Origin of the sequence: Nocardia sp. NBC_01377, from assembly GCF_045040005.1 — a bacterium.
Taxonomy (GTDB): domain Bacteria; phylum Actinomycetota; class Actinomycetes; order Mycobacteriales; family Mycobacteriaceae; genus Nocardia; species Nocardia noduli.
In genome coordinates, this window is the sequence record NZ_CP109566.1 from 4,614,879 (window position 1) to 4,628,057 (window position 13,179).

Sequence of the window (13,179 nt, forward strand, 5' to 3'; positions counted from 1 at the left end):
CGAACGCGGCCACCGTGGTGGCCCGTGTCAGGTCATGGCGGGACCACCCACGGGTTCTCCGACAGCACCGAAGTCCGCCGCCTCGACCATATCCCGGCGATCACGTAACTCGGTCGCCGAGCCCGACAGCGCGGCTCTGCCGTGGTGGAGCACCACCGCGGAGTCGGCGATCGACAACGCCAGTTCGATATGTTGTTCGACCAGTACCACAGCCATGTGCTGGTCGTCGGCGATCACCCGCAGTCGCGGCAGCAGATCCTCGACCGCGATCGGTGAGAGCCCGAGGCTGAGTTCGTCGATGAGCAGGATTTTCGGCGCGCACAGCAACGCTTTCGCCAGCGCGAGCATCTGTTGTTCACCACCGGACAGGGTGCCGCACCGCCGCGAGCGCATGGACCCGAGTCTGGGGAAATAGTCCAGGACGTCGGCGATCGACGGACCGTGCTTGCGTCGGGCCAGGCGCAGGTTGTCATCGACCGACAGCCGATGGAACACCCCGCGACTGTCGGGTACCAGGACGACGCCGCAGCGCGCGTTTCGCTCGACCCGTCGATCCAGCGGTTCGCCGAGCGCGGTGATGGTGCCCGAGAGCACCGGAAGCGCCCCGACCGAGGCGAGCAGGGTGGTGGTCTTGCCCGCACCGTTCGGCCCCAACAGCGCGAGAATCTCACCCGGTCGCACCCGGGCATCCAGTTCGCGCACGGCGGGCACACCGCCGTACCCGACCGTGAGCTTGTCGATGCGCAGCGCCGGATTCGTCTCGGACACGGGCACTTCGGCGATCGCCGAGCCGGTCATTCGGTCTCTCCTGCCGGTCGGGCGGCACTCGCGGGCGCCGCCGTTTCGCTCTCGCCTGACCGGGTGGTGCCCAGATAGGCCGCGATCACACGGGGGTCTTCTCGGATCAGGGCGGGCGCTCCGGCGGCGATGACGACGCCGAAGTCCAGCACATACAGTCGCGTACAGATGTCGAGGACCAGCGACATGTCGTGGTCGATGAGCAGCACACCGACGCCCGCCTCGGCGACCCGGCGCAAATGCCCTCCGAACTCCAGGCTTTCGTGTGTGTCCAACCCGGCGGCCGGCTCGTCGAGCAGCACCACCCTGGTGCCGCCGACCAGGGCGCGCGCCACGCCGACCAGTTTCTGCTGGCCGAGCGTCAATTCATCGGGACGCCGGGCGGCCACGCCGGGCACGCCCACCAATTCCAGTGCCGCGTCGACGGTTTCGCTCGGCAGCGCCGAACTTCCGAAGATGTCGGAGAACAGTGTGCGCAGACCGGTCGGCGAGACGGCCACGGCGAGGTTCTGCGCGACCGTCAGATCCCCGAACAACTCCCCCGCCTGCCACGTCCTGGCCAGTCCGGCGCGGCGTCGGCGGTGCGGGCCGAGCTTGTCGAGCGCGGCGCCTCCGAGGCCGACATGTCCGGTGTACTCGGTGAATCCGGTGACGGCGTCGACGAATGTCGTCTTGCCCGCACCGTTGGGTCCGATCAAGCCGACGATCTCACCGGGGTCGACGGCGATATCGATATCGGCGTTCGCCACGACGCCGCCGTAGCGCACCGACAACCCCGACGTACGCAGCAGAGGCGTCAGGTCATCCGACATGGGTCACTGCCTCCCTTCCGGTGTCTGCGACGGGTTCGGTGACCGGTTCTCGGGCCGGTCGACGCGAAAGAGTCGCGGTGAGAGATTCTTTCGCGGAGGCGAACGCGCCCGCGATGCCGACGGGATTGAGCACCGCCATCAGCAGCAGCACCCCCGCGGCGATGAGGTCGTAGTACTCGCCGAGTTCGAGAGTCTGATTGAGGAATACGTAGCCCACGCCGAGCGGGCCGACCGTTCCCGCGAGGAACGCGCCCGAAACCGAGGTGATGCCGCCGACGTAGGTCATCGCCAGTACCGTCAATCCGATCATCACGGTGAACGATCCCGCCGAGAGCTGCCCTCGGCTGTAGCCGATCAGGCAGCCGCCGATACCGGCGAGGAAGGCCGAGACGGCGAAGCCGAGCAATTTCGTCGCCGCGACGTCGATGCCGACCGAGGCGGCGGCGCGCTCGTTGGATCGCACCGCCAGCAGCGCGCGGCCGGTCGCGCCGCCCATGATCCGCATCACCGCCAGTGTGCAGATCGCGACGACCACCAGCACCATCAGCGCGAAGCGCAGGGTGACCAGGTCGGTGCCCTCGCGGACACCCAGGTCGAGGCCGAACAGGGTCGGATCGGCGATGAGATTGCCCTGCGCGGGGGTCAGCGACGGGTTGTTGAACACGAAACTCTGGATCGCCAGCGCGGCCGCCAGGGTCACCACCGCGAGTTGCGCGCCGCGAATGCGCAGCGCGGGCACCCCGACCAGGACGCCGAGCGCGGTGGCGGCCGCGGCCGCGGCGATCATGCCGAGCGGAAACGGCACGTGCCAGCCGTCGGACAACTTCGACAACGCGAATCCCGCGGTGCCCGCGAAAGCCATACTGGCCAGGGAGATCTGACCGAGATACCCGGTCAGCAGCACCAGCGACAGCGCGATCAGCGACAGGATGATCGAGGTGACGACGCCGTAGCGCCACGTGCCCGTCGTCGAGACGATCGCGAGGACGGCGACCGTGAGAACCCCGGCCGTGGGCACGAACCTGATTCGCGGGATCCGCACCGCGGGCATCTTCACCGCCCCGAGCGAGCCGCGCGCGGGAATCCGGCCGCCGAGCAGGAACAGCGCGATCACGACGATCACGAAGGGCACCGCGTCACCGAGCCCGGCCTGCGCCCAGTTCGGCAGCCAGTCCTTGGTGTCGATCCACAGCACGACCGCCTGGAAGGACCCCAGTCCCAACCCGGCCGCGCAGGCGACCGCGAACGACGACAGCCGACCGACCAGCGCCGCCGCCAATGCCGGGATCACGTAGAAGGTGCAGCTCGTCTCGTTCAACCCGATGGTGTACGCGGCGAGCACTCCGATGAGCCCGCAGGCGGCGCCGGTCAGCGTCCACACGATCGCGGCGAGCCGATCGGGTGAGTATCCGGTCAGCCGGGCCGCGAGTTCGTCCTCCGAGCCCGCGCGGGTCGCGATACCGGCGGTGGTCAGCGTGAAGTACGCGCGCAGGCCGATCGCGACGGCGATCGCGATCGCGGCGAGGACGAGATTGGACACATTGATCAGCGCACCGGCCACCGTGACGGTGTTCTCCGGAAGAATCGGTGACGCGAAAAGGTTTTCGGTGTCGAACCGCAACCCGACCAGCGCCTGGATGAACAGCATCAACCCGACCGAGGCGACCACCTGCGCCAGTACCGGCGCGTGACGCAGCGGGCGGAACACCACCAGGTGCGCCAGCAGCGCCCAGACCGCCGACGAGGCGATCCCCAACGCGACCGCCGCCGCCATCGGCGTCGGATACTCCTCGCTACCGAGTGCGAGACTGCCGATCGGCAGGACGAACGTCCCGTCGGTCCGCAGTGCCGCGACGACATACACCGCCCACAGCGCGAACGCGCCCTGCGCGAAATTGATGATTCCCGTCGCGGCGTGCACTCCTACCAGCGACGAGGCCAGGACGGCGTATACCGCGCCGACCGAGAGACCGAGGAAGACGAACTGCAAGAACTGGCCCATGTGCCCCTATTTCTGTGGATGGCCGAGGCCGTGAGGGGTGGACCGCGGACCCGTCGGCGGCCCACCCCTCACGGCCATCCCCGGTCGGTTACGCCGCGCCCGGAATCAATTTCAGGACTTCGGGACTCGGGGTGATGTACCCGCCGGAAACCGGTGCCTGCTTCTTGTCCCCGGTGACCTCGAACAGCAGCATGTCCGTGGTGCAGTTCGGCGTGGTCGCCTTGCCGCAGGTCAGTTTCGGGCCGAGGAAACTCTGGTAGTCGGTCAGCCCCTCGAGCGCGGTCAGGATCGACGGCCCGGTGAACTCGGCCGGGGCCGCCGAGGCCAGCCCCTGGGCGAAGTCGACCAGCAACGAGAAAGTCCCGTAGGCGTAGAAACCGGCTGTGCCACCGGCGTTCTCGATGAATTTCTCGGCGGTCTTCAGATTGGATTTCGCGGGCTCGGGAGCCGAGTCGACGGCGGGCGGCAGCCACACCGGTGAATACGCCTGCGCGCCTACCGCCTGCGCGCCCATGATGTCGACGAATTCCGTGCAGGCCGCGAGAAATACGGTGCCCGAGTACTTCACGGACTTCAGCGCCTGTGCCAGCTTGTTACAGGTGTTGTCGTTGGGTGCGGTCATCAGACCGCCCGCGGGGGGTGAACCGTCCGCGATCGTCGACGCGAGCGCGGTGAAGTTCGGGCCGGTCGGCGGGTAGTACGCGCTCTTGACCTCGATGCCCAACTGCTTGCCCAGCGGAGTGAGCAGGTTGTCGAAGACCTGATGCGCCTGGGGCAGATCGGAATTCACCAGGGTCAAGGAGTTCTTCCCCGCCTGTTTGAGCGATTGCAGGAATCCGACCAGGAAGGCGGCGGGTGGCGGGCCGAAGAACACCCGGTTCTCCGGTACCGCGCCGGTCGCGGTATTGAACGGAATCTGGCCGACCAGCGGAATTCCCGCCGAGGTCAGAATCGGCATGGCGGCGGAAGATTCGGCGTTGTAGCCGTCGAGCGCCGCCACCACACCGGCCTGCACGAACTGGTTGGCGCAGGAGATCGTCGACTCCGGCGAGGTGTTGTCGATACCGCAGTCGACCACCTCGATCGGGTGGCCGCCGATGCCGCCGATCTGCTTGTTGATGTATTCGATCGCCGCGTGCTTGCCCGTCGTCACCCCCGCCTGGGTCGCCGGGCCTTTCGACGGATTGAACAGGCCGACCTTGATCGGCGTGCCCGTGGCCTCGACGCCCGGGGCGATCGAGGTGCCACCGCCTGCCTCGGAACTGCTGTCGTCGCCGCACGAAACGACGGAGAACACGCACGCGGCGGCCAGCGCCGCCGCCGCGATTCGACCGGATCTACTACCCATGCTGATGCCCTTCCAGGCCGGGTCGTGCCGGGCGATCAGCGCCGGGCACCCCGTCGAGCTACATGTTTCGACGCCGGATCGCACATTCGGCGATATTCGGCGACCCGATCCTGATTGTGATCTGGGCCACTAGAAGCTAACTCAGCCTTACATGAGTATCAAGCTGAATTTCGACGGTGGTGCCCCGACGAAACACGAGGTGAGATGCCTTGTATCCCAGGCGATGAGTCGCGCCCGCGCGGTTCCGGACCGGGCCCGGGTCTAGCGCGCGGCCCTGGCCGCGAGCACGGCCGCGACCAACACCGTGACCCCCTCCGCGATGGCGGTTCCGCCGAGCGCGTGCGCGGCCGAGACCGTCGTCGCCCCGGCCAGACCGAGGAATACCGTCCCGAAACAGGCGATGCCGACGACGATGCCCAACTGGACATTCGTGACCAGGATGCCGCTGGCATCGGCGGCCAGATCCCTCGGAATCCGGGCGAGTGTGCGCGTCATCAACGGGCTGAAGGCGAGGCCGTTGCCCAGCCCCATGAAACCGGACAGGATCAGCGCCGCGACCCCGAACTCCGCGCCGTCGCGCAACAGCATCCCCATCGCGACCATCGACGCGGCGGCCACGACCAATCCGGCGGGAATGGTCCTCGCATGCGACCGGGCCGGAAGGCGCTCCCAATACAGGCTTCCCAGCGCGAAGGTCAGGCCCATCGGTATGAAGAGCAGTCCCGCGTGCAGGGCGCTGTAGCCGAGCGTGTTCTGCAAGTGGATGGCGATCACGAACATCCATCCGCCGAACGTCGCCATGACGACGAACAGCGTCGCCGCCGTGAGCAACAGCCGAGGCGCACGTAGTGCGCGTCGCGCGAAGAGCGGTTCCCCGCCACGCGCCGCGACCACCCGCTCGATCAGCAGGAACGCGCCGACCGCGATCACACTGGCCCCCAGGCTGATCCAGGTCCACAGCGGCCAATCCTGTTCGTGTCCCAGCACCAGCGGCAACACCAACAGCAGCACCGCGACCGTGAGCATCCCCAAGCCGGGGAGATCCACCGCACGGTGGTAGCGCACGGAATCGGCGGGTAGCACCTTCGGCGCGGCGACGAGCAGTGCCAGGCCGATCGGCACATTCACCAGAAAGACACCGCGCCAACTACTCTCGAACAGATCCGCGTACACGATCAGCCCGCCGAGTACCTGCCCGACCACCACACCGCCGGAAATGATCGCGGAGTACAGGCTCAGCGCCTTCGCGCGGGCGTTACCGGTGAAATCGCGCTGGATGAGCGTCATCACCTGCGGCACCATGGCCGCGGCACCGATCCCCTGCGCGAATCGGAACACGATCAGCGCGGTCTCGTCCCACGCCAGGCCGCACGCGAGTGATGCCACCGTGAACACGGCGAGCCCGGCGATGAAGACGCGGCGCTGACTGAACCGATCACCCAGCCGCGCACCCGTCACCAGGAGTACGGCATAGGCGATCACGTATCCGGCCACGATCAGCTGTAGCGACGATCCGCTGGTGCGCAGATCGCCGCGAATCGAGGGAATGGCGACATTGACGATGGAGGAGTCGAGCACCGCCATGAACTGTCCGGTGAGTATCACCGCGAGCAGGGCGACGGTACGGCGCGCGTCGTACCCGGTGGGCGTAGCCGCAGCGGTATTCGACACGGCCGAGGCCGGTTCGGGCGGCAAGGTCTGAGCTTGAGATTTAAGGTTGTGGCCCCGGCGTAGCCGGGGCCACACGGGTTTTGCCGACCTCTGGATGTGGCGCGATGTGCCGGTTCTTGCTGCCTTTCGGGCGGCCGGGGCCGGGGCGTGAGGGTTTCGGCGCGCTGGCCGGATTGGGGGTTTTCCGGCGGAGGTGGCGAAACCCGCGACGGACGCGGGCGGGGGTGAGCCGGTGCGGGTCGGTGACGGGTTTCTCCCAGGGGCGGCGCAGGTCGGTGGTGAGGCCGCGTGCGAGCCGCAGCTGGGTGTGGGCGGTGAGGATCAGCCAGGTCCAGCGGTCGCCCTGGGCGGCGGTACGGACCCGGGGCCGGGTCCAGCCGAGGGTTTGTTTCAGGAACCGGAAGGTGTGCTCGATGTCGAAGCGGCGCAGGAACGCCTGCCAGTAGCGGTCCACGTCCGCTGCGGCGCTTTCGGCACGGGATGTCCACAGCCACACCGGTTTCGGGTTTCGGTCGCCGGGTAGCCGATCCACGGTCAACCGGATCAGGGCGCCCTCGATGATCGGTGGCGGACCGTCGAGGTCGGCCCAGGGGCCGCGGTGGGTGAGCCGGGGATGCAACCGGTGCCAGGCAGTGGTGCGGGCGGTGCCGTAGCGAAGGGTGTCGGTGCTGGTCGTGACCGCGGGCTCGGGATGGGTCGCCGGGTCGGCGAGGGTGAACACCGGGCCGTGGCGCGGCGGGCGGCCCGTGCGGGCCCGCGCGGCGGCGGGGAAGCAGAACACCCGATCCGACCGCACCCTACCTACCAGCTCAACCGGCAGATCCGCCAACAGCCACGCCAAGCGGCAGATATCGTAGCCGGCGTCGAACACGATCACGATGTCGCGATCCCCGGGCCGATGATGCCCGGCCGCGCGCAGCCGGGCAACCACGTCGCGGACCTGGGCGGCGGTCACCGCGGTGAGGTCCTCGTCACGGCCGATACGCTGCGCGTCCAGCAGCGCGCACCAGCTCGACGCCCCGGACTCGAGCGCGGCGACGAACGAGTACGGCCAGCCCGGGATCAGCTGCGCGTTGCCCTTGCCGCGCCCATAGGTATGACAGAAACAACGGTCGGCACTGGTCATAGCGTCGGGCCGCAGCCACGGTGACACATCCACCGCCAGCCTGATCCGGCCGCCGCGCTCACACGGGACCGGCAATCCGGTCACCGCCCGCCGCAGCCTGGTGACATCGAGCCGGCCCGCCGCCAGCGCGTCGTACATACCGCCATGACCACGGCGATGCTCGGCCACCAGAGACAACCCGACCAGCGTGGTCACCGGCCCGTCCGCGCACAACACCGCCTCACACAGCTCGAACAACGCATCCGCTCGCGCGCTCGCACACCGGTACAACTCCTGCCGAAACGCCGACAACTCCCCGGCCGCACCCTCGCGACCAGGATCGTGCACACTGTTCATCGAAGCCCTTGGTTCATGAGATTCGTTCTGTAGCAAGATGAATCATCAACCAAGGGCTTCACCCATGATCAACCGGGGCGACCTACCCCAGCTCAGAGGTTAAATCTCAAGCTGAGAGGGCGTCTGGGATCTCATGTGGCTGGTGTGCTGGCGTGAGCCAGTCGTCGGGTGAGGGTGTGGATGGCAGCGATGTAGACCATGGCTTCGTGGTGGTCGGGGCGGGTTTCGTAGTCGCGGACGCATCGGCGGTGTTTGACGAGCCAGCCGAATGTGCGTTCGACTACCCAGCGGCGTGGCAGGACTTCGAACCCGGTGGCGGTGTCGCTGCGTTTGACGATCTGAATAGTTTGGGCGAGAACAGATTTCGTCCAGATGACCAGTCGCCCGGCGTAGCCGCCGTCGGCGAATACGTGCGTGATGGTGGCGAAGCGGGCCGCGACAGCGGCCAGCAGCCGGTGCGCGGCGTCGCGGTCCTGGATCGAGGCGGCGGTGACCACGACGGCCAGCAGTAGCCCGCTGGTATCGGTGGCGATGTGGCGTTTGCGGCCTTTGATCTTCTTGCCCGCGTCGTATCCGGCCGTACCCGCTGCGACGGTGTCGGCACCGCGCACGGTCTGCGAGTCGATCACCGCCGCGGTCGGCTGCGGCGCCCGACCGGCGGCGACTCGGGCACGATCACGCAGTGCATCGTGGATACGTTGCCATGCACCGGCTTTCGTCCATCGCCGGTAGATGTCGTACACGGTTTTCGCAGGTGGGAAATCGTGCGGCAGCTGCGCCCACGCGATCCCGCCGCGCGACAGGTAGAAGATCGCGTCGCACACCAGCCGCCGCGACCACTTTTCGTGTCGGCCGCCCTTACCGGCGGTGTTGCCTGGTGGCGGAAGCAGCGGCTCCAGGATCGCCCACTGCGGGTCGGTCAGCGACGAAGACGGATAGAACGGGCACTTCGGCGACTCGCCGTGGGCTGGGCACGACAAGCACAAGCAGGTAAGCGACACTGGCACAGGGACTCTCGGTGTGACGTCTTGGTGTGGAAACCTCAGTCGTACCGGGAGTCCCTCTACATATCCGGCGTCACACGCCAGCCGGTGACCGAGATCTCAGACGCGCTCTTAGATCAACCCCGCCGTCTGGCCCTTGCCCGAAGGCCTCAAGTTCAACGCCAATCTTTTCTCGTAGAAGATCGCGCGTCAGCAGCTCGAAATCTGTCGGTGACAGTGTGTGAAAATCGTAGTCCGGCAAGCGTTCTCCCGAGCTGTGCATGTGGGCTGAGCGAGCTGTGTCTGTCAACTAGGCACGCAAATTCTACGCCACGACGACAGCCTTCTGGGCTCGTGCGGGCATGCGCTCCGCAGCAAGGACTCCTCCTGTCTTCACATGATTTTCACGCCTGCGCCCCCACCAACTATTTCGCGAATGGTCAGATTGCCAAGTACGTAGCTGAGCTTCTGGCAGGCACCCCCGGCGCGGGTTCCGCATGTGGTGAGGGTTCCGAATCCGGCGCGGCAAGTGCCCCGGCATCGCGAGATTCGCGGGGTTACCGGTCGCGGTAGAGTCCGCGTTCCTGGCCGCGATCGTGGTCCCTGGCGAGGATTTCTGTGGGTGGTTCGATGGATCGGGCTCGGGCTGCTTCCTCAACGGGGAATGCGTGCCCGGCTTCAGCGAGGCGTGCGACGGTGATCTGTTCGACGGTGAGTCCTCGTTCGACGTTGTTGGTCAGGATCGCCAGGTCTCGTTCGCGGGCGTCGTGTTCGACTTCGATGGGTGGTCGACCGGCGCGTTGGTAGATGTGCGCTTTCGCCTCGTGGTCGTAGCCGAGAGAGCGTCCGTATCGGACGGCCCGGAACTTTTCGAGGTCGAGTCGGGCTGCCTGGTCGGGGTCGATCGTCAGTTGTCGGGCTTCGCGTTCGGCGGATTGGACTCGTGCGTCGTGTTCGGGGGTGCGGACGGCGGCTTTGGCTTGGACTTCTCGCACGTGTTCGAGTCCGCGTTGCTGGGCGCGTTCGTTGTGGGTGGTGAGTTCTCGTACCCACTCGTGGCGTTGGACTTCTTTGCCGATGCTGTCGAGATGGCGGACGGTTTCCTCGCGGCGGGCCTCGCGGTTGTGCTCGAGGACGGGGGCAAGGCTTGCGATCTGTTCGGGGCTGGTTCCTGCGGCGGTCAACATGTTGCGTGAGTTCTGGCGTTCGCGTTCGCGGATCTGCTCGAGTCCGGCGCTCAACGCGGCGTGGGCGTCACGCAACAGTTCGGGGTCGAGTTCTCGGCCCTGCGCGCGGGAAACAGCGACTTCGATCGCCTGGGCGGTGATGGCGTCGCGAACGGCCTGGCGGGCAGTGTCGAGGTCTCTGCCGCGTTCGAGCGCTGCCGCCATCGCCAGTGTCCGCAGATGTTCGACACGTTCACGCTCGACCCTCGAAATAGACTGTGTGCCTACAGTTTCCGGTACTCGCTCCGGGGCGCGTGGTTCGTTGACATGGCCTCGACTGTCGCGGCCGGTCTCGGGTCCGCGTTCGGGGGCGTTGGCGCGGGCCTGCTGCTGGGCCTTGTGCTCGCGCGCTAGCTGTCGAACCTGGGGCAGCTCGAGTTGCTGCCCACGCTCCAAATTCAAACCCCGCGCCCAGATCTCGCGGGCGTCGGCGCGGGAGATCACGTGATGGGTGAACCGGGCCGGGAAATCACGGGCCAGTGCGTCGATCAGCTTGCGGATCTCGGGTGACATATGCTCACCGTGGACCGAACGCAAAGTGTGCTGTTGAACTTTTCCCGCTTCGAACAGAGCTCTGACGACCATTAATTGCTTCTCGTCTTTACCGCCCTCCATCCTGCCGGATTTCTCTTCGATCGTGTATGTCCGGCCGTCGTGTTCTCGCACCTTGTCGAACTGAATATTTCCGGCACGTGAGACGTATGTGCGAGATGCGTGAACGTATCCGGTCTCGCTGTCTCGAAAATATCTATCGGCTCCGTTCTCGAATATTCGCCCCCGCTGGTTGTTTTCGATCTTGTCTCGGTCTTTGTCGTATCCATCCGGCACGACTGTCCCCCCTGGTACATGGAGGTTGAGCTACCTCGAGGCGTCCTCGCTGCGCTTTTCTTCGTGATAGGTGGCGTATTCGCGAATGTATGCCGCAAGTTTCGAGAACATGCCGTTGTGCGTCTCGGGGTCGTAGTCGACCAGCCGTGCCATCAATCCCCAGACCGTATCCTCGTCCTCGTCGTCGGTATCGAACCGCAGAGCCGGGTTCACCTGGTCGTAAAAGGAATGTTCGCGGCCGAACCACTCGAATTCGATCCATTCGGCTCCCGCGTATCGGATGAAGCACTCGCCCATGAAGCAGATGAACGCGTCCGCGATGTCGGCGTTCTCCGGCGCCATCGCGGTCGCCATATCGGGGAACAGGTCGGCGACGACAGGATCCAGCCGTTTCACCTCCGGCGAGTCCTCGGGCCACGGTTGCACTGGAAGCTGTTGCAACCCTACGTGTTCCATGAACCTTCGGACTTGTGCGGTGCGGCGGTCGGTGTCGACCCATTTGCCCCACGCGGTCTGTTCGACCTCGAATCCCAGGTCGAGTTGTTCGTCGGTCATGGTGGTGCTCCGTCCTGTCCGGTCGTGTACGCGATGCACAGCGTAGGGGCAGTGTCCCCACGTGAGTGGTATTCCGGCGCGGGGTGTGCAACTCGTTCGCGGTCGGTCTCGGGAGGGGTGATCGGTGACGTTGTCAGTGGTTGGGGTTCCAGCTGCCTGCGGCGGGGATGGTGAGGGTGGGGACGATCAGGGTGCAGGTCAGGGCGAGGGCTTTGGGGCTGGGGCCGAAGTGGGCGAGGGTGGGGGCCACGATGATGGCCGCGTGGTGTTTGTGGGCGGTCGCCACGATCAACGCGGTGGGCATGTAGGTGTCCGCGTCGACGGTGAGGGTATGGGTGAGGGTGAATCCGTGGTGGCGCACCAACGTGGTGATGAGTAGGTGGGCGGCAGGATCGGCGGGGCTGTGCTCCAGGTTGATCAATCCGATTGCGTTGCTAGGCAATAGTGTTCGCTCCTTACTTCGAGTATTGAGGGTGGGAACCCCGGGGTGGTTTCCGGTGCCTGCGTGGGCACTGCGGCGGCACCGGAATGCGGGTTTGCCAACCCCGGGGTTCCCGTTCCCGCACGCCATCGACAGTGGGTCGGTGAGCGGCACGGTGTCACCGACCTGTCGGGGTGCGGGAGTCTGCGGGGGTTTGTCAGGCGTAGAGGCGGGTGGTGGTGTCGGCGTGTTCACGGGCGGTCAGGCATACCTGTATCGAGTCCAGTACCGCGAGCCCGGAGGGTCGGAACGAACTGTGCGCGGGAGTGATCCAGGCCCGGTAGAGATGGCCTCGATCCGCGGGCGAAGGCAACACGATGTCGTCCCCGTCATGCAGGATCGTGACCTGGTTACGCCATAACGGCATGTCGCGAGCGGCGATGGTGGCGGGGATATCGGAGCGGGTCAAAAATGTCCACCGTGCTTCGCGGGGTGCGGTGATGACCGGTCCGCCTCCGTGCTGGCGGCGGTCGAGGTCCATTTTCACGACCTGGGCGAGTCCGGCGGGCAGCTGGATCCCCCACACCAGACCAGCACGCACGGTGATACGCCCGGTGGTCGGATCGACGCGCGCGGGTAGGTGACAGATCCGCCGGTAGTACTCACAGCGTGTGCTCGGGGTGTCTGCGCTCATGACCGGCCCGCCTGCTCTCGGGCGTGGCTGATGTCGTCGATTGCGGCGATTCGCGCGATGAGTTCGGCCACCGAATCCGCGGTGACCCCACCCGTATAGGCGGCGACGTCGTCGCCGGTCAACAAGCCTTCGTACGCAAGTTTGGACAGCAGGTCGGCGAACTCGTCGGCGCTGGGGGGATGGCGGGCGTGCCATCGCAGCCAGCCACGCGCCCCATCACCGGATTCGGGTGGTGGCGGGCCTTGGTCCTCGAGCCGTACCAATCGGACCGCGTTGCGCTCGTCACGGTGACTACGCAGGTACACCAGATGCGCGTAGTAGTGGTCCTGCGCGGTCGGCGTGTGCTGGTCTTCGTCGTCGCTGGGCCATCCCATTCCCT

The 13,179-nt window shown here is 66.4% G+C and carries 13 protein-coding genes; all 13 read right to left on the minus strand.

The genetic code is table 11. The annotated features are described in order from the left end of the window. Positions 1-27: 27 nt before the first annotated feature. The 13 genes from OG225_RS21305 to OG225_RS21365 all read right to left on the minus strand — a co-directional run bounded on the left by OG225_RS21305 (position 28) and on the right by OG225_RS21365 (position 13,174). A complete protein-coding gene (locus OG225_RS21305; protein ID WP_405176956.1) occupies positions 28-798 on the minus strand; it encodes an ABC transporter ATP-binding protein in 771 nt (256 codons plus the stop codon). Continuing rightward, positions 795-1,610 (minus strand): ABC transporter ATP-binding protein, encoded by an 816-nt coding sequence (locus tag OG225_RS21310; RefSeq protein WP_405176957.1) that lies wholly within the window; start codon positions 1,608-1,610, stop codon positions 795-797. The genes OG225_RS21305 and OG225_RS21310 overlap by 4 nt, the downstream gene beginning before the upstream one ends. Next, complete coding sequence (locus OG225_RS21315) at positions 1,600-3,612, minus strand: ABC transporter permease (protein WP_405176958.1); 2,013 nt, start codon at positions 3,610-3,612, stop codon at positions 1,600-1,602. Before OG225_RS21315 ends, OG225_RS21310 begins: the two co-directional genes overlap by 11 nt. A gap of 88 nt (positions 3,613-3,700) precedes the next feature. Further along, positions 3,701-4,960: an ABC transporter substrate-binding protein gene (locus OG225_RS21320; RefSeq protein ID WP_405176959.1), complete on the minus strand. Its 1,260-nt coding sequence runs from the start codon at positions 4,958-4,960 to the stop codon at positions 3,701-3,703. A gap of 261 nt (positions 4,961-5,221) precedes the next feature. Next, complete coding sequence (locus tag OG225_RS21325; protein WP_405176960.1) at positions 5,222-6,655, minus strand: MFS transporter; 1,434 nt, start codon at positions 6,653-6,655, stop codon at positions 5,222-5,224. A 16-nt stretch (positions 6,656-6,671) separates the two neighbouring features. After that, complete coding sequence (locus tag OG225_RS21330) at positions 6,672-8,093, minus strand: NF041680 family putative transposase (protein WP_331758060.1); 1,422 nt, start codon at positions 8,091-8,093, stop codon at positions 6,672-6,674. A 131-nt stretch (positions 8,094-8,224) separates the two neighbouring features. After that, a complete protein-coding gene (locus OG225_RS21335; protein ID WP_331758169.1) occupies positions 8,225-9,073 on the minus strand; it encodes an IS5 family transposase in 849 nt (282 codons plus the stop codon). Between the two features lie 97 nt (positions 9,074-9,170). Next, positions 9,171-9,359: a restriction endonuclease gene (locus tag OG225_RS21340; protein ID WP_405183324.1), complete on the minus strand. Its 189-nt coding sequence runs from the start codon at positions 9,357-9,359 to the stop codon at positions 9,171-9,173. A gap of 274 nt (positions 9,360-9,633) precedes the next feature. Next, complete coding sequence (locus OG225_RS21345; protein WP_405176961.1) at positions 9,634-10,815, minus strand: hypothetical protein; 1,182 nt, start codon at positions 10,813-10,815, stop codon at positions 9,634-9,636. A gap of 345 nt (positions 10,816-11,160) precedes the next feature. Continuing rightward, on the minus strand, positions 11,161-11,685 hold the full coding sequence (locus OG225_RS21350) for a hypothetical protein (protein ID WP_405176962.1): 525 nt from the start codon (positions 11,683-11,685) through the stop codon (positions 11,161-11,163). 133 nt (positions 11,686-11,818) lie between these two features. Then, positions 11,819-12,127, minus strand: a complete 309-nt coding sequence (locus OG225_RS21355; RefSeq protein ID WP_405176963.1) for a hypothetical protein — start codon at positions 12,125-12,127, stop codon at positions 11,819-11,821. Between the two features lie 196 nt (positions 12,128-12,323). Next, on the minus strand, positions 12,324-12,800 hold the full coding sequence (locus OG225_RS21360; RefSeq protein ID WP_405176964.1) for a DNA-directed RNA polymerase subunit beta: 477 nt from the start codon (positions 12,798-12,800) through the stop codon (positions 12,324-12,326). Beyond that, positions 12,797-13,174: a hypothetical protein gene (locus tag OG225_RS21365; RefSeq protein WP_405176965.1), complete on the minus strand. Its 378-nt coding sequence runs from the start codon at positions 13,172-13,174 to the stop codon at positions 12,797-12,799. Before OG225_RS21365 ends, OG225_RS21360 begins: the two co-directional genes overlap by 4 nt. Positions 13,175-13,179: the final 5 nt, after the last annotated feature.

What these genes read in the sequence shown, in the direction of transcription:
- OG225_RS21305 (WP_405176956.1), bottom strand. Translation starts at nt 798, where the DNA reads ATGACCGGCTCGGCGATCGCCGAAGTGCCCGTGTCCGAGACGAATCCG.
- OG225_RS21310 (WP_405176957.1), bottom strand. Translation starts at nt 1,610, where the DNA reads ATGTCGGATGACCTGACGCCTCTGCTGCGTACGTCGGGGTTGTCGGTG.
- OG225_RS21315 (WP_405176958.1), bottom strand. Translation starts at nt 3,612, where the DNA reads ATGGGCCAGTTCTTGCAGTTCGTCTTCCTCGGTCTCTCGGTCGGCGCG.
- OG225_RS21320 (WP_405176959.1), bottom strand. Translation starts at nt 4,960, where the DNA reads ATGGGTAGTAGATCCGGTCGAATCGCGGCGGCGGCGCTGGCCGCCGCG.
- OG225_RS21330 (WP_331758060.1), bottom strand. Translation starts at nt 8,093, where the DNA reads ATGAACAGTGTGCACGATCCTGGTCGCGAGGGTGCGGCCGGGGAGTTG.
- OG225_RS21340 (WP_405183324.1), bottom strand. Translation starts at nt 9,359, where the DNA reads ATGCACAGCTCGGGAGAACGCTTGCCGGACTACGATTTTCACACACTG.
- OG225_RS21345 (WP_405176961.1), bottom strand. Translation starts at nt 10,815, where the DNA reads ATGTCACCCGAGATCCGCAAGCTGATCGACGCACTGGCCCGTGATTTC.
- OG225_RS21350 (WP_405176962.1), bottom strand. Translation starts at nt 11,685, where the DNA reads ATGACCGACGAACAACTCGACCTGGGATTCGAGGTCGAACAGACCGCG.
- OG225_RS21360 (WP_405176964.1), bottom strand. Translation starts at nt 12,800, where the DNA reads ATGAGCGCAGACACCCCGAGCACACGCTGTGAGTACTACCGGCGGATC.
- OG225_RS21365 (WP_405176965.1), bottom strand. Translation starts at nt 13,174, where the DNA reads ATGGGATGGCCCAGCGACGACGAAGACCAGCACACGCCGACCGCGCAG.